This window comes from Micromonospora sp. NPDC049801, from assembly GCF_040656575.1.
GTDB lineage: Bacteria > Actinomycetota > Actinomycetes > Mycobacteriales > Micromonosporaceae > Micromonospora.
Map to the genome: position 1 here is coordinate 17,518 of NZ_JBFAMS010000027.1, position 20,166 is coordinate 37,683.

The following is a 20,166-nucleotide window of genomic DNA, read 5'->3' on the forward strand; positions in this document are numbered from 1 at the left end:
TTTACGCTCCCTCAGTTGCCGGTGGTGAAACCGGTGATGTCGCCCACCCGGGCCAGCGAGGCGTGCGCCGCCGCCACGATCCGGTCGGGGGTGAACCCGAACTGCTCGAAGAGCACGGTGTGCGGGGCGCTCGCGCCGTAGTGCTCGATGCTGACGCTCTCGCCCAGGTCGCCGACGATCCCGCGCCAGGACATCGCGATGCCCGCCTCCACGCTCACCCGTGCCTTTACCCCACGCGGGAGCACCGACTCCCGGTACGCCTCATCCTGCTCGTAGAACCACTCCTGGCAGGGCATCGAGACCACCCGGGTCGGGGTGCCGTCGGCCTCCAGCCGCTCCCGGGCGGTCAGGGCGAGCTGCACCTCGGACCCGGTGCCGATGATGATCACCTGGGGCTTGCCGTTGGACGCCTCGGCCAGCACGTAACCGCCCTTGGCCACACCTGACGCATCGCCCAGAACCTCCCGGTCCAGGGTCGGCAGGGCCTGGCGGCTCAGCGCCAGCGCGGTCGGTCGGTCGGTGTGCTCCAGCGCCTGCCGCCAGGCCCACACCGTCTCGTTGCCGTCCGCCGGGCGGACCACGTCCAGGCCCGGGATGGCGCGCAGCGCGGTCAGGTGCTCCACCGGCTGGTGGGTCGGGCCGTCCTCGCCCAGACCGATCGAGTCGTGCGTCCAGACGTACGTCACGGGCAGCTTCATCAGCGCGGCCAGCCGCACCGAGGGGCGCATGTAGTCGCTGAACACCAGGAACGTGCCGCCGTACGGGCGGGTGCCGCCGTGCAGGGCGATGCCGTTCAGGATCGCGCCCATGGCGTGCTCACGGATGCCGAAGTGCAGCGTGCGGCCGTACTCGTGGCCCGGGAAGTCCTTGGTGGCGTGCGAGGCCGGGATGAACGACGGCTCGCCCTTCATGGTGGTGTTGTTGCTCTCGGCCAGGTCGGCCGAGCCGCCCCACAGCTCCGGCAGCACCGGCGCGAGCGCCTCCAGCACCTTGCCGGACGCGGCCCGGGTGGCCACACCCTTGGCGTCGGCGGGGAAGACCGGCAGCGCGTCGGTCCAGCCGTCGGGCAGCACCCGGCCGGCGAGCCGCTCGTAGAGCGCGGTGCGCTCGGGGTTGGCCTTCTTCCAGGCGTCGAACGACGCGGTCCACGCCTGCTCGGCGTCCGAGCCGCGACCCATCACCGTGCGGGCGTGACCCAGCACCTCCTCGTCGACCTGGAAGGTCTGCTCCGGGTCGAAGCCGAGGATGCGCTTGGTGGCCTTGACCTCGTCGGCGCCGAGCGCGGAGCCGTGGATCTTGCCGGTGTTCTGCTTGTTGGGCGCGGGCCAACCGATGATGGTGCGCAGCGCGATGAACGAGGGGCGGGTGGTCTCCGCCTTGGCGGCCACCAGCGCGTCGTACAGCGCCTCGACGTTCTCGTGGTAGTCGCCCTGGTCGGCGTCCCCGCTGCGCCAGTCGACGGTCTGCACGTGCCAGCCGTACGCCTCGTAGCGGGCCGCCACGTCCTCGCTCTTGGCGATCCGGGTGTCGTCCTCGATCGAGATCTCGTTGTCGTCGTAGATCAGCGTGAGGCTGCCCAACTGCTGGTGCCCGGCGAGGGCGCTGGCCTCGTGGCTGATGCCCTCCTCGATGTCGCCGTCGGAGGCGATGCACCAGATGTTGTGGTCGAAGACCGACGTGCCCGGCTCGGCCTCCGGGTCGAACAGGCCCCGCTCGCGGCGGGCCGCCATGGCCATGCCGACGGCGTTGCCCAGACCCTGCCCGAGCGGGCCGGTGGTGGTCTCGACGCCCGGCGTGTGGCCGTGCTCCGGGTGGCCCGGGGTCATCGAGCCCCACTGGCGCAGCGACTTCAGGTCGTCCAGGCTCAGCGGGTAGCCGGAGAGGAAGAGCTGGATGTAGAGCGTCAGGCTGGAGTGGCCGGCGGAGAGCACGAACCGGTCCCGGCCGGGCCAGTTCGGGTCGGCCGGGTTGTGCCGCATGACCCGGTTGAAGAGAAGATAGGCCGCGGGCGCGAGGCTCATCGCGGTGCCCGGGTGGCCGTTGCCGGATTTCTCCACGGCATCCATGGCCAGCACGCGGACGGTGTCGACGGCCCGGCGATCGAGGTCGGACCAGTTGAGTGCGGAGTGCTCGGGTCGGTTGGCAGCCACGATGGTTGTGCTCCTCGGCAGATGGGCGGAACCCTCACTGGTGACCCTATCGAGCGTGACTAAACGTCCGCCCGGGGATCTCGCATGGTGTGCGGTACGTGACGGCGGCCCAGGTCGTTCAACCCGGTGGTGTGACGGCCCGCACCGTTGTCGGGTCGGCCGGGCAGCCAAAACGACGACGCGTAGTGTGTGGGTCGGTGTGCGGTGCCCGAGCGGGGCCCCGCCGATCCGATCTCCCCGTGCCGATGCCGGAAGGTGGCAATCCGTGAGCATGATCACCGAGCGCCCCGCGAGCAACCCCGCCGGGCAGCCCCCGGCACGGGCGGCCGAGGGTCCGGTGGCGCGGCGGGACGTGCGCGCGATCGTGTCGTCGTACGTGGCGCTGACCAAGCCGCGCATCGTCGAACTGCTGTTGGTCACCACCGTCCCGGCGATGATGCTCGCCGAGGGCGGCCTGCCGTCGCTGTGGCTGATGGCTGTCGTGCTCGTCGGTGGCTCGCTCGCGGCCGGGGCGGCCAGCGTCCTCAACTGCTACATCGACCGCGACATCGACCAGTTGATGCGGCGCACCAAGCGGCGTCCGCTGCCGGCGCACACCGTGTCGCCCCGTAACGCGCTGGTCTTCGGTCTGGTGCTGGCGGCGGTCTCGATCGTCCTGATGGCGGCGTTCACCAATCTGCTCGCCGCGGGGCTGACGCTCGCCGCGATCGTCTACTACGACGTCGTCTACACCATGTGGCTCAAGCGCTCCACCCCGACGAACACGTTCTGGGGTGGGGCCTGCGGCGCGGCGCCGGTGCTCATCGGCTGGGCGGCGGTCACCGGTGGGCTCGCTCCGGCGGCCTGGGCGCTGTTCGCGGTGGTCTTCTTCTGGCAGATGCCGCACTTCTACCCGCTCGCCATGAAGTACAAGGACGACTACGCCCGCGCCGGCATCCCGATGCTGCCCGTGGTGGCCTCGACCCGTCGGGTGAACGCCGAGATTCTGATCTTCGCCTGGCTCACGGTGCTCACCTCCCTGGCGGTCTGGCCGCTGGGGCTCAGCGCGATCTACGGCGTGCCGACCCTGGTGGTGGGCGCCATCTTCATCCTTGAGGCGCACAAGCTCTGCCGGCGGGCGACGCGCGGCGAAGCGGTCAAGCCGATGCGGCTGTTCCACTGGTCCACGACGTACCTGACGATCGTGTTCGTGGCCGTCGCGCTCGACGCGCTGATCTGACGCCGCCCGGCGCGCGGCCCGCGTTTCGCCAACAATCCTGCGAACAGTCATCGTCATGGATGAGTTGTCCCGCTTTAACGTCACATCAGAGTAACTTTCGGCATGAGCCGGATCGGCTCAACCTGCGGGAGTTGCAGCCTGGTTTGCTCCGGAAGTTGAGGCGGGAAAGTCCTGATTTAAGCGGACAAAGTGTCCCTGCTGTTCCTTAAACCTCTAGGTAATTGGCATCACAAAAGCTTCATGGTTCTCGCCCGCGCGAGTGGAACTCTGCTTAGGCTTCGCGTCATGGCAGATGGTTCCGATACGACGCTGACGGCCGAGCAGAGCTCCGGCGAGCAGGCCCCGCAGGGTCTGGTCGCGGGTCTCAAGTCGTTCGCCGCCGGGCACGGCGGCGCGAAGGCCGTCATCGAGTACGTCGGTAAGCGCGGCGCGCGGATCGTCCTCGTGGGCGCCGACGGTGAGTGGGGCGACCAGTTCGCCGAGGACACCGTCACGGCCCGGGAGGCGTGCGCCAAGGCGGGAGTCACCGTCGAGAACGCCTGGGAGCGTGAACTGATGGACCAGATGCGACCGAGCAACGACCTCTGGCGGTCGATGGCCCGGCGCACGATGGCCCGCTGAGATAGCTAGCTGGATTGACCAACCACCACCAGTCGACCCGGGGGGAACCCCGGGTCGCTCTCGTTACCTGCTCCCGCCTGGTCGACCTTGACCCCGACGACCGCCTCGTCCTCGACCCGCTCGCCGCGCGGGGGATCATCGCCGAAGCGGCGGTCTGGGACGACCCGGACGTCGACTGGTCCGCGTACGACCTTGTCGTGCTCCGCTCGCCGTGGGACTACGCGCTGCGCCGCGACGAGTTCGTCGCCTGGGCCGCCACGGTGCCCACCCTGGTCAACCCCGCCGACGTGGTGCGGTGGAACACCGACAAGCGCTACCTCGGCGAGCTGAGCGCCGCCGGCGTACCCACCGTGCCGACCGCCTGGGTCGAGCCGGGCGCGAGCTGGTCGCCGCCCGCCGACACCGGCGAGTACGTGATCAAACCGGCGGTCAGCTCCGGTAGCCAGGACACCGGCCGTTACGACCTGGCCGACCCGGAGCACCGGGCCCTCGCCGACGCGCACGTACGTCGCCTCTCGGCCGCCGGCCGGACGACGATGGTCCAGCCGTACCTGAGCGCCGTCGACACCGAGGGCGAGACCGCGCTGCTCTTCCTGGCCGGCCCGGACGGTCTCGCGTTCAGCCACGCCATCCGCAAGGGCGCCATGTTGACCGGCCCCGACCTCGGTCCGGACGAGCTGTACAAGGCCGAGGAGATCACCGCCCGTACCGCCGCGGTCGAGCAGTTGGCCGTCGCGGACCGGACCCTAGCGGCGGTCCCCGGCGGCACCCGGCAGCTGCTCTACGCCCGCGTGGATCTGATCTCCGGCCCGGCCGGCGACCCGGTCCTGGTCGAGTTGGAGCTGACCGAGCCGTCGCTCTTCCTCGGGTACGCCGAGAACGCCCCCGACCGCCTGGCCACCGCGATCGCCACCCACCTGACCCACCCGGCCTGACCACGTCGAGGTAGGGCGGTGTCCCGGCGTGCCCCCTACGAGCTCCGTGGCGTGGCGTGTCGCGCCGTGCCGTGTCGCGCCCTGCCGTGGCGTGCCGTGCCGTGCCGTGGCGTGCCGTGCCGTGCCGTGCCGTGGCGTGCCGCGTCGTGGCGTGCCGTGCCGCGTCGTGGCGTGCCGTGGCGTGCCGTGCCGTGCCCTGGCGTGGGTGCCGTGCCGTGGCGTGGGTGCCGTGCCGTGTCGTGTCGTGCCGTGTCGTGGCGTGGCGAGGCGGTGACCGCCCTGGAGGTGCGCGGATGCCGGGCGGGGCGCCGATGCGGCGCTGCCTCGACGTTGGCGGCTGGCCCAGCACCGCCTCGACGGCGGCGGCGCCCGCAAGGTCGCGCTGCATCCAGGATGTAGTGGTATCGCGGACACGTCGATGCCACTACATCCTGGTTCGAGCGTGACCATGAGCCCTGCGGGGTGCCCCGCCGCCGCGCCGGCTCTGTCGCGACGCCCGCCAGTCCTCGCGCACCCGCGCACCCGCGCACCCGCGCACCCGCGCACCCGCGCACCCGCGCACCCGCGCACCCGCGCACCTGCGCACCTATCGCCCTTCGCCCCTCCCACCTCTCGGTCCTCGCCCCTCTCGCCCCTCGTCAAGATCCGCGCAACTTCGGGGATGTTGCTGCCTCCCGCGTCCCGGAGGCAGCAACAACCCTGAACTTGCGTAAATCTTGGGCAGGCGTGCAGACGCGATAGCGCAGGCGGGGCGGCGCGCAGGCGCGGACGCACGACAGCGCGCGAGGCGCAGGCGTGCACCTGAGAGGGGACACCGGCGGGCGCAGGACGCAAGGGCTGCGCCCCGCACGTCTCGCCCATCGCGCCGATCTTGCACTTTCTGTCCCGACCTATCGCGCGAATATGGGCACTTCGGCGTTCGTAAGTGCAAGATCGACGCGTGTAGGGCGGGGCGTGCTTGGCGCGGGGCCCGGCGAGGCGCGCGGGGCGGGGCGCGGGGGTGGGCCGGGGCGCGGGGGTCAGGCGGGGACGGGTTGGGCTTCCGTCGTTGTGGTGGGCTGGGGTGCCGGGGGGACCGGGTGGCGTTCGCGGGTGGACCACTGGACGGACAGGGCGGCCAGTAGCACCAGGCACGAGCCCAGCATGTGCGCGCCGACCAGGAGCGCCGGCACGTGGGTGAAGTACTGCACGAAGCCGATGAGTCCCTGACCCAACTCCACCGCCACCAGGACGACGGCGGCCCGGGTGGCCCGCCGCGCCTCCGCCGCGCGGAACGCGAAGATGAGCGCTACCGACAGGCCGATCAGCAGGAATACCCCGTCGGCGTGGACCTGGGAGATGGCCTCCGGGTCCAGGCCGTTGCGGGCCGCGCCGTGGTCGCCGGCGTGTGGGCCGCTGCCGGTGACCCAGGTGCCGATCACCAGTACCGCGACGGTGACGCCGGTGGTGATCCGGGCGAGCGCGCGCAGGGGAGTGGGTACCGCGGCGACCGTCGGGCCGTCCGGGTCGCCGATCCGCCGCCAGAGGGCGTACGCGGCGGCGATCACCGCCATCGAGGAGAGGAAGTGCAGCCCCACCACCCACGGGTTGAGGTTGGTGAGCACCGTGATGCCGCCGATCACCGCCTGGGCGGGGATGCCCAGGAACACGGCGACGGACAGCGCGAGGAGCCCGGGCCGGCGGGGCCGGTGGATCAGCACTGCCAGCACGGTGGCCAGCGCGATGAGACCGACCGCGAAGGTCAGCATCCGGTTGCTGAACTCGATCACGCCGTACACGCCCATCTCGGGTGTGGTGACGTACGAGTCGTCGGTGCACCGGGGCCAGGTGGGGCAGCCGAGGCCCGATGCGGTCAGCCGGACCGCCCCGCCGGTGACGACGATGGCCACGTTCGCGATGATCGAGGCGAGCGCGAGGCGGCGCAGCAGGACGCTGGATACCGGACGGACGAATCGGTTCACGGCGCAAATCCTACGCACTGTAGTGATCGAGGTCCGTCCGACTCCGTCGGCTCGGTGGTTCGGATCACCGGGGCCCGGGTTTGCGACCCTCCGGGCAATTACGTAACGTTGGCGTTGTGAAAAACGCGGCGGCGCTCTCCGGGCACCAGCCGGCGGCTGTCCCGGCCGTCGGCGCGTCCGCGTCCGCCCTCGTCGGGGCCTCGCCGTCCGTACTGGGTGGCTCCGCGACGGAGACCTCCACCCGGGACCGCGTCACCCAGTTGCTCCTGGAGCGGGGCGCGACGACCGCCGCGCAGCTCGGTCTCGCGCTCGGCCTCAGCCCGGCGGCGATCCGCCGGCACCTGGACGCGATGCTCGCCGACGGTGACGTCGTCGCCCGCGAGCAGGCAGTGCAGGGCAGCCGGGGTCGGGGTCGTCCGGCCAAGGTGTTCGTCCTGACCGAGGCGGCTCGGGTTCGCTGTGGCACACACCACTACGACAACATGGCCACCGCGGCGCTGCGCTGGATCGCCCGCAACGGTGGTGCGGACGCGGTCGAGACGTTCGCGGCCGAGCAGGTCTCCGCGCTCGAGTCGCGCTGTCGCGCCGCCATGGAGGACGCCGGCGACGACCCTCTCGCGCGGGCCGAGGCGCTCGCCGGAGCGCTGACCGCCGAGGGTTACGCTGCCAACGCGACCACGATCGCCTCCGGCGGCCAGCTCTGTCAGCACCACTGCCCGGTGGCGCACGTGGCCGCCGAGTTTCCTCAGCTGTGCGAGGCCGAGACTGCGGTTATCTCCCGTCTGGTCGGCACCCACGTGCAGCGCCTGGCCACCATCGCGCACGGCGACGGGGTGTGCACCACGCACATCCCGACCCAGCCGGGCCGTGCTTCATCCGGTAATCCCGTCACCACTGTGAGGACAGATAGATGACCGAGCAGATCGTCCAGCCCCTGACCCAGGAAGAGCAGCTCGCCGCCCTGGGTCGCTACGAGTACGGCTGGTCCGACCCGGACGCCGCCGGGGCGGTTGCCCAGCGCGGCATCAACGAGGCGGTGGTGCGGGACATCTCGGCCAAGAAGAACGAGCCGGCCTGGATGCTCGACCTGCGCCTGAAGGGCCTGCGGCTGTTCGGCCGCAAGCCGATGCCGGCCTGGGGCGCGGACCTCACCGGCATCGACTTCGACAACATCAAGTACTTCGTGCGGTCCACCGAGAAGCAGGCCACCAGCTGGGAGGACCTGCCCGAGGACATCAAGAACACGTACGACCGGCTGGGCATCCCGGAGGCCGAGAAGCAGCGGCTGGTCGCGGGTGTCGCGGCGCAGTACGAGTCGGAGGTCGTCTACCACAAGATCCGTGAGGACCTTGAGGAGCAGGGCGTCATCTTCCTGGACACCGACACCGCGCTGCGGGAGCACGAGGACGTCTTCAAGGAGTACTTCGGCACGGTGATCCCGGTCGGCGACAACAAGTTCGCCGCGCTGAACACCTCCGTGTGGTCCGGTGGCTCGTTCATCTACGTGCCGAAGGGCGTGCACGTGGAGATCCCGCTGCAGGCCTACTTCCGGATCAACACGGAGAACATGGGCCAGTTCGAGCGGACGCTGATCATCGTCGACGAGGGCGCGTACGTGCACTACGTCGAGGGCTGCACCGCGCCGCTCTACTCCTCCGACTCGCTGCACAGCGCGGTAGTGGAGATCATCGTCAAGAAGAACGCGCGCTGCCGCTACACGACCATCCAGAACTGGTCGAACAACGTCTACAACCTGGTCACCAAGCGCGCCGTCTGCCACGAGGGCGCGACCATGGAGTGGGTCGACGGCAACATCGGCTCCAAGGTGACCATGAAGTACCCGGCGGTCTACATGACCGGCGAGCACGCCAAGGGCGAGGTGCTCTCGGTGGCGATGGCCGGCGAGGGTCAGCACCAGGACGCCGGCGCCAAGATGGTGCACGCGGCTCCGCACACCTCCTCGAGCATCATCTCCAAGTCGATCGCCCGGGGCGGCGGCCGCACCTCGTACCGGGGTCTGGTGCAGGTGCTGGAGGGCTCGCACCACAGCCGCAGCACGGTCAAGTGCGACGCGCTGCTGGTCGACACCATCTCCCGCTCCGACACGTACCCGTACGTCGACATCCGCGAGGACGACGTGTCGATGGGCCACGAGGCGACCGTCTCCAAGATCAGCGACGACCAGCTCTTCTACCTGATGAGCCGGGGCCTGAGCGAGGACGAGGCGATGGCGATGATCGTGCGCGGCTTCATCGAGCCGATCGCCAAGGAACTCCCGATGGAGTACGCCCTGGAGCTGAACCGGCTCATCGAACTCCAGATGGAGGGCGCGGTCGGCTGACGCCGCCTCCGCCCGGCCACGGCCGGACCCGGACCCGGTACGCCGGGTCCGGTCCAGCCCGCTTCGACCCTCCGATCCATGACAGACCAAGGAAGACATGACTACCCAGGCTTCCGCGCCGCCGCCCAGCACCAAGTCGCAGGCGCTGCGCTCGTACGACGTCGCCGACTTCCCGGCCCTCACCGGCCTGGAGGAGGACTGGCGCTTCACCCCGCTCAAGCGCCTCCGCGGCCTCTCGGGCGACGTGCCGGCCGAGACCGGCACGGTCCGGCACGAGTACGGCGACCTGCCCGAGGGCGTGGCCATCAGCCGCATCGGCCGCGACGACGAGCGGATCGGCAGCGTGCTCACCCCGGTGGACCGGGTCAGCGCGCTGGCGTACGGCGCTGCCGCCGAGGCCCTGTTGGTGCGGGTGGCCCCGGACGTGGTGCTCGGCCAGTCGGTGGGCCTGCGGGTGGTCGGCACGGGCGCGGGGCAGCCGGCGTTCGGGCACACGCTCGTCGAGATCGGCCGCTTCGCCGAGGCGACCCTGGTGCTGGAGCACGTCGGATCGGCCACCCTGGCCGACAACGTCGAGGTGGTCGTGGCCGACGGCGCGAAGCTGACCCTGGTCACCGTCGCCGACTGGGCCGACGACGCGGTCCAGGCCCAGCACCTGAAGGTCAGGCTGGGTCGGGACGCCAAGGTCATCCACATCCAGGTGTCCCTGGGCGGGGACCTGGTCCGGCAGTTCACCTCGGTGGAGTACACCGGTCGGGGCGGCGAGGCCGAGCTGTACGGCGTCTACTTCGCCGACGGCGGCCAGCACCTGGAGCACCGGCAGCTCGTCGACCACAACGTGCCGGACTGCCGCAGCTACGTCGGCTACCGGGGCGCGCTGCAGGGCGCGGACGCGCACACCGTCTGGGTCGGCGACGTGCTGATCCAGGCCGAGGCGACCGGCACCGACACGTACGAGATCAACCGGAACCTGCTGCTCACCGATGGCGCGCGCGCGGACTCCGTACCCAATCTGGAGATCGAGACCGGCGAGATCGCCGGCGCTGGCCATGCCAGCGCGACCGGCCGCTTCGACGACGAGCAGTTGTTCTACCTGATGGCCCGGGGTATCCCGGAGGGTGAGGCCCGTCGCCTGGTGGTCCGTGGCTTCTTCGCCGAGGTGATCAACAAGATCCCGGTGGAGTCGCTGCGCGAGCGCCTGGGCGACGCGATCGAGGCCCGGCTCAGCAAGGCCGGCGCCTGATGATCCGGATCTGCTCCACCGAGGACGTGCCGAAGGGCACCGCCATCAGAGCGGACGTCGACGGCACCCCGATCGCCCTGGTGCACGGTGAGGACGGCGAGTTCTACGCCGCGTACGACGAGTGCTCGCACGCCGCCGTCGCCCTCTCCGAGGGTGAGGTCGACGGCTGCACGCTGGAGTGCTGGCTGCACGGCTCGCGCTTCGACCTGCGCACCGGCGCGCCGACCGGCCTGCCCGCCACCGAACCCGTACCCGTCTACCCCGTCGAAGTCCGCGACGGCGACATCTACCTGAGCCTGACGCCGAGTAATGGAGTGACCCGATAATGAGCACCCTGGAGATCCGCGACCTGAAGGTGTCGGTCAAGCTGCCCGAGGGTGAGCTCAAGCCGATCCTGGCCGGCGTCAACCTGACTGTGAAGTCCGGTGAGACCCACGCCATCATGGGCCCCAACGGCTCCGGCAAGTCCACCCTGGCGTACTCGATCGCCGGCCACCCCAAGTACGAGATCACCGGCGGCTCGGTGACCCTCGACGGCGAGGACGTCCTCGCCATGACCGTCGACGAGCGCGCTCGCGCCGGCCTCTTCCTGGCCATGCAGTACCCGGTCGAGGTCCCCGGCGTCTCGGTGGCGAACTTCCTGCGCACCGCGAAGACCGCCATCGACGGCGAGGCCCCGAAGCTGCGCACCTGGGGCGGCGAGCTGCGCGGCGCGATGGAGCGCCTGCAGATGGACCCGGCGTTCGCCCAGCGCAACGTCAACGAGGGCTTCTCCGGCGGTGAGAAGAAGCGGCACGAGATCGTCCAGCTGGAGCTGCTCAAGCCGAAGATCGCCATCCTCGACGAGACCGACTCGGGTCTCGACGTGGACGCGCTGCGCGTGGTCAGCGAGGGCGTCAACCGGGTCCGCGACACCGGCGACACCGGCGTGCTGCTGATCACCCACTACACGCGGATCCTGCGCTACATCAAGCCGGACCACGTGCACGTCTTCGTCGCCGGTCGGATCGTCGAGCAGGGCGGCCCGGAGCTTGCCGACAAGCTCGAGGCCGAGGGTTACGAGCGGTACGCCGCCGGGGCCGGTTCGGCCAAGGCCTGAGTGCGAGAGGCGCTGTCGAGATGACCAGCATCGCCATCCCCGAGGGGATGCCGCAGTACGACGACGTGCCGCGTTTCGACGTGGCCCGGGTGCGCGCCGACTTCCCGATCCTCGACCGGGAGATCAACGGGCACCCGCTGGTCTACCTCGACAGCGCCAACACCTCGCACAAACCGCGTCAGGTGCTCGCCGTGCTCGACGAGCACTACGCGCGGCACAACGCCAACGTCTCGCGCTCGGTGCACACGCTGGGCACCGAGGCCACCGAGGCGTACGAGGGGGCGCGGGCCAAGCTCGCCGCGTTCATCAACGCCCCGAGCGTCGACGAGGTGGTGTTCACCAAGAACTCCACCGAGGCGATCAACATCGTGGCGTACGCCTTCTCCAACGCCTCGCTGCGTCCAGACGGCGACCCGCGGTTCCGGCTCGGCCCCGGGGACGAGGTGGTGATCTCCGAGATGGAGCACCACTCGAACATCGTCCCGTGGCAGCTGCTCTGCGAGCGCACCGGCGCGACCCTGCGCTGGTTCCCGGTCACCGACCAGGGCCGATTGGACGAGTCGGGCCTGGAAGATCTGGTCACCGAACGGACGAAGATCGTCTCGCTGGTGCACATGTCGAACATCCTGGGCACCGTCAACGCCACCTCCCGGATCACCGCGCGGGTCCGTGAGGTGGGCGCGCTGCTGCTGCTGGACTGCTCGCAGTCGGTGCCGCACCTGCCCATCGACGTGGTCGACCTCGACGCCGACTACATCGTGTTCACCGGGCACAAGATGCTCGGTCCGACCGGCATCGGCGTGCTCTGGGGCCGGGGCGAGCTGCTGGCGGCCATGCCGCCGGTGATGGGCGGCGGCTCGATGATCGAGACGGTGACCATGGCCCGGTCGACGTTCGCCGCCCCGCCGGCCCGCTTCGAGGCGGGAACTCCGCCGATCGCCGAGGCGGTCGCGCTCGGCGCGGCGGTCGACTACCTCACCGGGATCGGCATGCCGGCCATCCAGTGGCACGAGAAGGAGCTGACGGCGTACGCGCTGGACGCCCTCGGGTCGGTGCCCGACCTGCGGATCTTCGGCCCGACCGTACCGATCGGCCGGGGCGGCACCATCTCGTTCGCCCTCGGTGACGTGCACCCGCACGATGTGGGCCAGGTGCTCGACTCGCTGGGCGTGCAGGTGCGGGTGGGTCACCACTGCGCGAAGCCGGTGTGCAGCCGGTTCGGCGTTCCGGCGATGACCCGGGCGTCGTTCTACCTCTACACCACCACCGGAGAGATCGACGCCCTGGTGGGCGGTCTGGAGCAGGTACGGAAGGTGTTCGACTGATGGTGCAGCTCGACCAGCTCTACCAGGAGATCATCCTGGATCACTACAAGCACCCGCACGGGCGGGGCCTGCGTGACGCCGACGACCCGGGCGACCAGGTCGCCGAGGCGCACCACGTCAACCCGACCTGCGGTGACGAGGTCACCGTCCGGGTGGCCACCGACGGCACCGTTCTGCACGACATCTCGTACGACGGCATGGGTTGCTCGATCAGCCAGGCCTCGGCGAGCGTCCTGCACGAACTGCTGCGCGGTCGGGGCGCCGGGGAAGCATTCGAGGTGCACGAGGCGTTCGTCGAGTTGATGTCCGGACGTGGCCAGGTCACGCCGGACGAGGACGTACTCGGTGACGGGGTCGCTTTTGCGGGCGTGGCCCGCTATCCCGCCCGGGTCAAGTGCGCGCTGCTGCCGTGGATGGCGTTCAAGGACGCCGCGGCACGCGCCGGTGTGGGCGTGAGCCCGGAGGTGAAGGCATGAGCAGCGAGGATACGGCTACTGCGGCGACGCCGGAGGCCGGCGACACCGTCGCGGCGCAGACCGGCGCGGTGAGTGGCGACGCCGCCGCCCCGGCGGGTGGCGTCAGCAAGGCCATGATCGCCGACATCGAGGAGGCGATGAAGGACGTCGTCGACCCGGAGTTGGGCATCAACGTGGTCGACCTGGGCCTGGTGTACGGGGTGCACGTCGACGACGAGAACGTCGCGACCCTGGACATGACGCTCACCTCGGCGGCGTGCCCGCTGACCGACGTGATCGAGGACCAGGCCCGGCAGGCCCTCACCACCGGCCCCGGTGGCGGCCTGGTCAACGACATCCGGATCAACTGGGTGTGGCTCCCGCCGTGGGGCCCGGACAAGATCACCGACGAGGGTCGGGACCAGCTCCGTTCCCTCGGCTTCAACGTCTGACCCCGACTCCCGACCTTCTCCGTTCGAGCGCGGTGCCCTCCGGGGTGCCGCGCTCGTCGTGTTTAGAGGTGAAATCTATTGTGGAACGGATCGTTCCGGTCTGCTAAGCTGAGTTTGAAACGGAGCGGAACGTTCCGTTTCACGGGGAAACTCGGCGGATCAGCGGAGAGGGTCGGGACAATGAACGAGACGGCAGCGGGACAGTGGCGGATCGTGCTCGACGAGGCGCACCGGGCGCTGCGGACGACCGCCGAGGGGATCCCGGCCGAGGCCTGGGACCTCTCCACCCCCTGCGAGCGGTGGACGGTCACCCAGGTGCTCCAGCACGCGACCGGCGACCAGCTCGCCTACGTCGCGGCGATCACCGGCGGATCGGGGCCGGAGGAGGACCCGTTCGCGCCCTCCGGGCGGATCGAGGGGGACAAGCTGACCGGCCTGTACGCCGCCCTCGACGCGTCCGCCCTCGCCTGGGTGGGCGTCGCCGACGAGGATCCGCAGGTGCCGACACCGCTGCCGCACGGCGCGCTGCCGGCCCACCTGGCTGCCGTCGCCGCCGCCCTCGACGCGGCGGTGCACGCCTGGGACATCGCGGTGGCCACCGGTCAGCCGTCCCCGCTCCACGACGACCTGGCCCGCCCCCTGTTCGAGGTCGCGCGGCAGATCGTCGAGCCGCTGCGGTCCTACGGCGCGTACGCGGCGGCGCTCGACCCGGGAGCGGAAGCCGACGACGTGAGCGCGCTGCTCTCCTACCTCGGCCGTGACCCCCGGTGGGCCGAGTCGCGGCACTGACCGGTCCCGATCCGCCAAGATCGTGCTCGATCATTGTTGTAGTGGCCTCGGTGTCTCGCCGAGGCCACTACAACATGGTGCGAGCACGATCTTCGATTGGCGCCCGCGGCTCGCCCGCCGGGTGGGAGTGATCGGGCGCCCGATCCCGGCAAGATCTGCGCAACTTCACCGATGTTGCGGTTTCCCGCGTGGCGGATGCAGCAACATCGGTGAAGTTGTGAGGATCTTGGGCGCGGGGCGCGGGGCGCGGGGCGCGGGGCGCGGGGCGCGGGGCGCGGGGCGGACTACGACGCCGATCTTGCGCTTTCTGTGCCGACTTAATTCGCGAAGGTGAACATTTCGGCGTCGCTAAGTGCAAGATCGGCGGGCGGATGCGACGGCGCTGCGGGGAAATCCGTTGCGGGGACGACTGCCGGCGCGCAGGATGCCGATGTGATCGAGGCGTACGCGATGCGGGTTCTGGTCCCTGCGACGACTGCCGGTCGTCGACAGCGGCCGGTACCGGGGCGGGCCTCGATCCTGCGTCGACGGCCATGAGCGGGGCGTTCCTCGCCGGTCTGGTGGCCGGCTACGGCGTCGCCATCCCGGTCGGCGCGATCGCGATCCTCATCCTGGGGCTCAGTGCCCGTACCTCGTTCCGGGTCGGCGCGGCAGCGGCCCTCGCGGTGGCGACGGCCGACGGGCTCTACGCGGCGGTGGCCGCGCTGGGCGGCGCGAGCCTGGCCGGGGTCATCGCGCCGGCCGCCGGTCCGCTGCGGGTGGCCGCCGCCGTGGTCCTGTTAGGGCTGGCCGCGCACGGGCTCTGGCGGACCTGGGCTGCCCACCGCTCCCGACGCGCGCCGACGGCGCGGGGCGGTCGGGGGATGGATACTCCGGGCCGCGCCTACGCGGCGCTGCTCGGATTGACCCTGCTGAACCCGACGACGGTGCTCTACTTCGTCGCGTTGGTCCTCGGTCGTCCGGACACGGCCGACGCGGGACCGTTGCCGGCGGCCCTGTTCGTGGCCGGAGTGTTCCTGGCGTCGGCGAGCTGGCAGCTGCTCATCGCCGGTGGCGGCACGGTGGTCGGCCGTGCGCTGACCGGCCCGCGCGGCCGGCTGGTCACGGGCGTGCTCTCCAGCGTCCTCATCGCCGCGCTGGCGGTGGCCGCGGTGGTGCCGGGCTGACGGTCCGGGTGCGCCGGCGGTGGCGTACGGTCGGGCGGTGACCAGTCGACCCGCTGCCGGGGGAGGCCGGTGGGTCGAGGTCGACCCGGCCCGCGTCGGCCGCTGGGTCGAGGGCTTCGCCGACCGGCACGGCCCGCCCACCACCACCGCACGGGAGTACGGGCTGCTGCTGACCGCCCCCGACGGAGCCACCGCCGAGTTGCACACGCCACCCGGGTCACCCGCCAGCGGCGACGTGGCCGCCTTCGTGGCCGCCGCCGGCACGCCGTACCGGATCGGTCTCTTGTTGGCCCGCAAGGGTGCGGTGGCGATCGGCGTGGCGCTCGGCGCCGAGCTGGTGGTCTCCAAGGTGGACACCCGGTACGTGCAGGGGCGCACCGCGGCCGGTGGGTGGTCGCAGCACCGGTTCGCCCGGCGGCGTGACAACCAGGCCAAGGCGGCGCTGGGTGACGCGGCGGACCTGGCCGTACGGCTGCTGCTGCCGGAGGCGGCGAAGCTGGCGGCCCTCGTCTGCGGCGGTGACCGGCGGGCCGTGGACACGGTGCTCGCGGACCGGCGGCTGGCCCCGCTGCTGCCGCTGCGGGCCGAGCGGCTGCTCGACGTGCCGGAGCCTCGACACGCGGTCCTGGTCGCGGCGGTGAGCGCGGCCCGGGCGGTACGGATCCGGTTGCGCGACCCCGCCCCGGCCGCAGACTGACCGCGTCTGGTCAGCGGAGACGCTACCCCCGCCCCGAACGGGCGGCGTGTGGTCAGCGGCGACGCTACCCGTGCCGGATCACGGCGGCGGCGACTGCTCTCGGCTGGCCGCCCGGTCGAGCCGGAGCAGAGATGACCGCCACCCGAACGGGGGTTCGGGGCGTGGTGCGGCGCGCATCGTCGGAGGATGGGCGCGTGGAGTTCCTGGTGGACATGGTGACGACGGTGCCCGCCGGCACCTCGGAGGACGGGGTTGCCGAGATGCGTGCGCGTGAGGCGGCGCGTTCGGCCGAGTTGACGGCGCGGGGCAGTCTGCTGCGCCTGTGGCGGCCGCCGCTGGCGCCGGGGGAGTGGCGTACGTGGGGGCTCTTCGAGGCTGCCGACGCGGACGAGTTGGAGGCGGTCCTCGCGTCGATGCCGCTGCGCGCCTGGCGGCGGGAGACCGTGACGCCGTTGACGCCGCACCCGAACGACCCCGGTCGGCCGGGGCGGTGACCGTGGCCGGTGACGAGGTGGAGATCCTGCGCGCGGTCCTGAACCGGTGGAGGTCGGCGGTCGACGCGCACGAGCCGGACCGCGTCGCGTCGGTCTTCGCGGATGACGCGATCTTCCAGGGCCTGCACCCGTACGCCGTCGGCCGGGACGGCATCGCGGCGTACTACGCGGCACAGCCGCTGGGCCTGACCGCCGCGTACGAGATCCGGGAGACCCGGCGGCTCGCCGCCGACGTGGTCCTCGGCTATCTGGAGGTCGAGTTCGGCTTCACCGACCGGCCGGCGCTGACCGTGCACCTGGGCGTGGTCGTGCGGCGGGTCGGGGATGCCTGGCTGATCGGGCACTACCAGGTGTCAAAGCTCGACTGAAGTGGGCCAACGACAGTCGTGGCAGGCCCCCGCTGGGCGGGCCTGCCACGAGTCGGGTGGAGCTGTCAGAGCTGGTTGGTGCCGAAGGTGTCGCAGGTCTTCGGGTCGCCGCTGTTGTAGCCCTGCTCGAACCACTTCTGCCGCTGGGCGGCGGTGCCGTGGGTGTACGAGCTCGGGTCGCTGCCCCGGCCGGACTTCTGCTGAATGGCGTCGTCGCCGATCGCGCCAGCGGTGTCCACCGCGTCCTGGATGTCCTGCTCGCTGATCGACTTGAAGATCGCCTTGTCGTTCTTCGACTTGGTCTCGGTGGCGTGGTTGGCCCAGGCGCCCGCGAAGCAGTCCGCCTGCAACTCCAGCCGGACCGAGCCGGAGGTAGGCCCGGTCTTGCCGTCCTGCGCCTTGGCCTCGGTGCCGAGCAGGTCCTGCACGTGGTGGCCGTACTCGTGCGCGAGAACGTACGGCTGGGGGAATTCGCCAGTGACGCCGAACTCGGACTTGAGCGTGTCGTAGAAGGTCAGGTCGATGTAGACATGCTTGTCCGCCGGGCAGTAGAACGGGCCGACACCCGAGTCGGCCTGACCGCAGCCGGTGTTCACGCTGTTGCTGAAGAACCGGGTGGTGACCGGCTGGTACTGGTCGCCGAACGCCTTCGGCATGGCGTCCTTCCAGTAAGCCTGGATGGAATTGATGAAGAGGGTGTTGCGGCAGTCCTCGGTCTTGGTCGCGCTCGCGGAGCACTCGGCGTCCAGGCTGGAGTTGTCGGCTGGCTGGTCGCTGCCGCCTCCGCCGCCGAGCTGGCTGAGCCCGAACCCGCCACCGGCCAACGCCAGCACGACGGCGATGATGATGCCGATCAGGCCGCCGCCCCGGCCGCCGCCCCCGGGGATCGGGATCCCGAGGCCTCCGCCCCCGCCGCCTCCGCCGGATCCACGCATGTCCTCTACCTGACTGGTGTCGACCTGCGCGTTCTCGTTCAGCTCCATGATGACCTCGATCGCGTGAAATGTCCTGTGATAGGCCGTCAGCGCCGGACCGGGTCCGGACGGCGATTCGGTACCCGATGATCTTGATTGGTAATCCGGCCCGGCTGCTCGACCGCGCCCCGGTACACTTGTCGCCGTGCCGCGCTGCGAAGGCTGAACCGCCCCGCGCCGACGGGCCCACCGCCCGCCGGCGCTTTCGCGTGCCCTGTGTCAGCCTTCCAGACCCCGAGAGCGAGTCCCACAAGATGATCACTGCCACCGGCCTGGAACTGCGTGCCGGCTCCCGGATCCTGCTGTCCGACACCACCCTGCGCGTGCAGCCTGGTGATCGGATCGGCCTGGTCGGCCGCAACGGCGCCGGCAAGACCACCACCCTCAAGGTGCTCGCCGGTGAGGGCCAGCCGTACGGCGGCCAGATCGACCAGCGCAGCGCCATCGGCTACCTCCCGCAGGACCCCCGCACCGGAGACCTGGAGGTCACCGGCCGCGACCGGGTGCTCTCCGCCCGCGGCCTGGACGTGCTGATGTCCCAGATGAAGGAGATCGAGGCCCAACTGGCCGAGGACGCCAGCGACAAGTTGGTCCGCCGCTACGGCGCGCTGGAGGACCAGTTCGCCGCCCTCGGCGGGTACGCCGCCGAGGCCGAGGCCGCCCGGATCTGCGCCAACCTCGGGCTGCCGGACCGCGCGCTCGCCCAGACCATCGGCACCCTCTCCGGTGGTCAGCGCCGGCGCATCGAGCTGGCCCGGATCCTGTTCCGGGACGCCGGTGAGAACGGCGGCGGCATCCTGCTGCTCGACGAGCCGACCAACCACCTCGACGCCGACTCGATCACCTGGCTGCGCGGCTTCCTCGCCAACCACAAGGGCGGGCTCATCGTGATCTCCCACGATGGCGCGCTGCTGGAGTCGGTGGTCAACAAGGTCTGGTTCCTCGACGCCACCCGAAGCGTGATCGACGTCTACAACCTGGGCTGGAAGGCGTACCTGGAGGCCCGCGAGACCGACGAGCGACGTCGCCGCCGCGAGCGGGCCAACGCCGAGAAGAAGGCTGGCGCGCTGATGGCGCAGGCCGACAAGATGCGGGCCAAGGCCACCAAGACCGTCGCCGCGCAGAACATGGCCCGCCGCGCCGAGAAGCTGATCTCGGGCCTGGAGGAGGTACGCGTCGCCGACCGGGTGGCAAAGGTCCGCTTCCCCAGCCCCGCCCCGTGCGGCAAGACGCCGCTGACGGCGACCGGCCTCTCCAAGTCGTACGGCTCGTTGGAGATCTTCACCGACGTCAACGTGGCGGTGGACCGGGGTTCCCGGGTGGCCATCCTCGGGCTCAACGGCGCGGGGAAGACGACGCTGCTGCGGATGCTCGGCGGGCTGCTCAGCCCGGACACCGGCGAGGTGCACGCGGGGCACGGCCTGCGGTTGGGCTACTACGCGCAGGAGCACGAGACGCTGGACGTGGAGCGGACGGTGCTGGAGAACATGCGCGCCGCCGCGATCGAGCAGTCCGACACGGACCTGCGCAAGATCCTCGGCGCGTTCCTCTTCTCCGGCGACGACGTGAACAAGCCGGCCGGGGTGCTCTCCGGTGGCGAGAAGACCCGGCTGGCCCTGTCCACGCTGGTCTGCTCGGGCGCCAACGTGCTGCTGCTCGACGAGCCGACGAACAACCTCGACCCGGTCAGCCGCGAGCAGGTGCTCGACGCGATCGCCAACTACCCGGGCGCGATCGTGCTGGTCACGCACGACCCGGGCGCGGTGCTCGCGCTCAAGCCGGACCGCGCGATCCTGCTGCCCGACGGTGACGAGGACGCCTGGAGCGACGACCTCCTCGAACTGGTCGAGCTGGCCTGACCGCTGCGCCGGGCGGTC

20 protein-coding genes are annotated in these 20,166 nt (G+C 70.9%); 17 read left to right on the forward strand and 3 right to left on the reverse strand.

The annotated features are described in order from the left end of the window. Window positions 1-11: 11 nt before the first annotated feature. Window positions 12-2,150, reverse strand: coding sequence for a transketolase (tkt, locus tag AB0I89_RS31680; protein ID WP_357134292.1), 2,139 nt, complete (start codon window positions 2,148-2,150; stop codon window positions 12-14). A 265-nt stretch (window positions 2,151-2,415) separates the two neighbouring features. Here tkt and AB0I89_RS31685 point away from each other — a divergent pair, with 265 nt between their 5' ends. The 3 genes from AB0I89_RS31685 to AB0I89_RS31695 all read left to right on the forward strand — a co-directional run bounded on the left by AB0I89_RS31685 (window position 2,416) and on the right by AB0I89_RS31695 (window position 4,925). Continuing rightward, window positions 2,416-3,369 (forward strand): heme o synthase, encoded by a 954-nt coding sequence (locus AB0I89_RS31685; RefSeq protein WP_357134294.1) that lies wholly within the window; start codon window positions 2,416-2,418, stop codon window positions 3,367-3,369. 285 nt (window positions 3,370-3,654) lie between these two features. After that, entirely contained in the window at window positions 3,655-3,990 is a 336-nt protein-coding gene (locus AB0I89_RS31690; protein ID WP_357134296.1) for a hypothetical protein, read from the forward strand. A gap of 14 nt (window positions 3,991-4,004) precedes the next feature. Next, window positions 4,005-4,925: a hypothetical protein gene (locus AB0I89_RS31695; protein WP_357134298.1), complete on the forward strand. Its 921-nt coding sequence runs from the start codon at window positions 4,005-4,007 to the stop codon at window positions 4,923-4,925. Window positions 4,926-5,944: 1,019 nt separating this feature from the next. Here AB0I89_RS31695 and AB0I89_RS31700 read toward each other — a convergent pair. Next, window positions 5,945-6,886: a COX15/CtaA family protein gene (locus AB0I89_RS31700; protein ID WP_357134300.1), complete on the reverse strand. Its 942-nt coding sequence runs from the start codon at window positions 6,884-6,886 to the stop codon at window positions 5,945-5,947. Window positions 6,887-7,002: 116 nt separating this feature from the next. On the opposite strand from AB0I89_RS31700, the gene AB0I89_RS31705 reads away from it, so the two are divergent. The 13 genes from AB0I89_RS31705 (at window position 7,003) to AB0I89_RS31765 (ending at window position 17,315) form a co-directional block, all read left to right on the forward strand. Further along, window positions 7,003-7,800 (forward strand): transcriptional regulator, encoded by a 798-nt coding sequence (locus AB0I89_RS31705; protein WP_357134302.1) that lies wholly within the window; start codon window positions 7,003-7,005, stop codon window positions 7,798-7,800. Further along, window positions 7,797-9,227, forward strand: a complete 1,431-nt coding sequence (sufB, locus tag AB0I89_RS31710) for a Fe-S cluster assembly protein SufB (protein WP_357134304.1) — start codon at window positions 7,797-7,799, stop codon at window positions 9,225-9,227. Before AB0I89_RS31705 ends, sufB begins: the two co-directional genes overlap by 4 nt. Before the next feature lie 97 nt (window positions 9,228-9,324). Then, window positions 9,325-10,470, forward strand: a complete 1,146-nt coding sequence (gene sufD / locus AB0I89_RS31715; RefSeq protein ID WP_357134306.1) for a Fe-S cluster assembly protein SufD — start codon at window positions 9,325-9,327, stop codon at window positions 10,468-10,470. Further along, window positions 10,470-10,796 carry a non-heme iron oxygenase ferredoxin subunit gene (locus tag AB0I89_RS31720; protein ID WP_357134308.1) on the forward strand — a complete coding sequence of 109 codons (327 nt, stop codon included), beginning with the start codon at window positions 10,470-10,472 and terminating at the stop codon, window positions 10,794-10,796. The genes sufD and AB0I89_RS31720 overlap by 1 nt, the downstream gene beginning before the upstream one ends. Then, on the forward strand, window positions 10,796-11,569 hold the full coding sequence (gene sufC, locus AB0I89_RS31725; protein WP_357134310.1) for a Fe-S cluster assembly ATPase SufC: 774 nt from the start codon (window positions 10,796-10,798) through the stop codon (window positions 11,567-11,569). Before AB0I89_RS31720 ends, sufC begins: the two co-directional genes overlap by 1 nt. Before the next feature lie 20 nt (window positions 11,570-11,589). Next, a complete protein-coding gene (locus AB0I89_RS31730; RefSeq protein WP_357134312.1) occupies window positions 11,590-12,894 on the forward strand; it encodes a cysteine desulfurase in 1,305 nt (434 codons plus the stop codon). Between the two features lie 2 nt (window positions 12,895-12,896). After that, window positions 12,897-13,370, forward strand: coding sequence for a Fe-S cluster assembly sulfur transfer protein SufU (gene sufU, locus AB0I89_RS31735; protein WP_355049630.1), 474 nt, complete (start codon window positions 12,897-12,899; stop codon window positions 13,368-13,370). Further along, window positions 13,367-13,801, forward strand: coding sequence for a metal-sulfur cluster assembly factor (locus AB0I89_RS31740; protein ID WP_357134314.1), 435 nt, complete (start codon window positions 13,367-13,369; stop codon window positions 13,799-13,801). The genes sufU and AB0I89_RS31740 overlap by 4 nt, the downstream gene beginning before the upstream one ends. 180 nt (window positions 13,802-13,981) lie before the next feature. Beyond that, entirely contained in the window at window positions 13,982-14,590 is a 609-nt protein-coding gene (locus tag AB0I89_RS31745; RefSeq protein WP_357134316.1) for a TIGR03086 family metal-binding protein, read from the forward strand. 533 nt (window positions 14,591-15,123) lie between these two features. Next, window positions 15,124-15,756, forward strand: a complete 633-nt coding sequence (locus AB0I89_RS31750) for a LysE family transporter (RefSeq protein ID WP_357134319.1) — start codon at window positions 15,124-15,126, stop codon at window positions 15,754-15,756. Window positions 15,757-15,793: 37 nt separating this feature from the next. Then, window positions 15,794-16,453, forward strand: coding sequence for an acVLRF1 family peptidyl-tRNA hydrolase (locus tag AB0I89_RS31755; protein WP_357134321.1), 660 nt, complete (start codon window positions 15,794-15,796; stop codon window positions 16,451-16,453). Between the two features lie 194 nt (window positions 16,454-16,647). Continuing rightward, window positions 16,648-16,947 (forward strand): muconolactone Delta-isomerase family protein, encoded by a 300-nt coding sequence (locus AB0I89_RS31760; protein WP_357134323.1) that lies wholly within the window; start codon window positions 16,648-16,650, stop codon window positions 16,945-16,947. A 2-nt stretch (window positions 16,948-16,949) separates the two neighbouring features. Continuing rightward, window positions 16,950-17,315 carry an SgcJ/EcaC family oxidoreductase gene (locus AB0I89_RS31765; protein ID WP_357134325.1) on the forward strand — a complete coding sequence of 122 codons (366 nt, stop codon included), beginning with the start codon at window positions 16,950-16,952 and terminating at the stop codon, window positions 17,313-17,315. A gap of 65 nt (window positions 17,316-17,380) precedes the next feature. Here AB0I89_RS31765 and AB0I89_RS31770 read toward each other — a convergent pair whose 3' ends face one another. Continuing rightward, window positions 17,381-18,298 (reverse strand): neutral zinc metallopeptidase, encoded by a 918-nt coding sequence (locus AB0I89_RS31770; RefSeq protein ID WP_357134327.1) that lies wholly within the window; start codon window positions 18,296-18,298, stop codon window positions 17,381-17,383. 245 nt (window positions 18,299-18,543) lie between these two features. On the opposite strand from AB0I89_RS31770, the gene AB0I89_RS31775 reads away from it, so the two are divergent. Continuing rightward, window positions 18,544-20,148 carry an ABC-F family ATP-binding cassette domain-containing protein gene (locus tag AB0I89_RS31775; protein ID WP_357134329.1) on the forward strand — a complete coding sequence of 535 codons (1,605 nt, stop codon included), beginning with the start codon at window positions 18,544-18,546 and terminating at the stop codon, window positions 20,146-20,148. Window positions 20,149-20,166 lie beyond the last annotated feature (18 nt).

Coding starts and splice junctions, on each gene's coding strand:
- AB0I89_RS31690 (WP_357134296.1), top strand. CDS start 3,655: ATGGCAGATGGTTCCGATACGACGCTGACGGCCGAGCAGAGCTCCGGC.
- sufB (WP_357134304.1), top strand. CDS start 7,797: ATGACCGAGCAGATCGTCCAGCCCCTGACCCAGGAAGAGCAGCTCGCC.
- sufD (WP_357134306.1), top strand. CDS start 9,325: ATGACTACCCAGGCTTCCGCGCCGCCGCCCAGCACCAAGTCGCAGGCG.
- AB0I89_RS31720 (WP_357134308.1), top strand. CDS start 10,470: ATGATCCGGATCTGCTCCACCGAGGACGTGCCGAAGGGCACCGCCATC.
- sufC (WP_357134310.1), top strand. CDS start 10,796: ATGAGCACCCTGGAGATCCGCGACCTGAAGGTGTCGGTCAAGCTGCCC.
- AB0I89_RS31730 (WP_357134312.1), top strand. CDS start 11,590: ATGACCAGCATCGCCATCCCCGAGGGGATGCCGCAGTACGACGACGTG.
- AB0I89_RS31740 (WP_357134314.1), top strand. CDS start 13,367: ATGAGCAGCGAGGATACGGCTACTGCGGCGACGCCGGAGGCCGGCGAC.
- AB0I89_RS31745 (WP_357134316.1), top strand. CDS start 13,982: ATGAACGAGACGGCAGCGGGACAGTGGCGGATCGTGCTCGACGAGGCG.
- AB0I89_RS31750 (WP_357134319.1), top strand. CDS start 15,124: ATGAGCGGGGCGTTCCTCGCCGGTCTGGTGGCCGGCTACGGCGTCGCC.
- AB0I89_RS31770 (WP_357134327.1), bottom strand. CDS start 18,298: ATGGAGCTGAACGAGAACGCGCAGGTCGACACCAGTCAGGTAGAGGAC.
- AB0I89_RS31775 (WP_357134329.1), top strand. CDS start 18,544: ATGATCACTGCCACCGGCCTGGAACTGCGTGCCGGCTCCCGGATCCTG.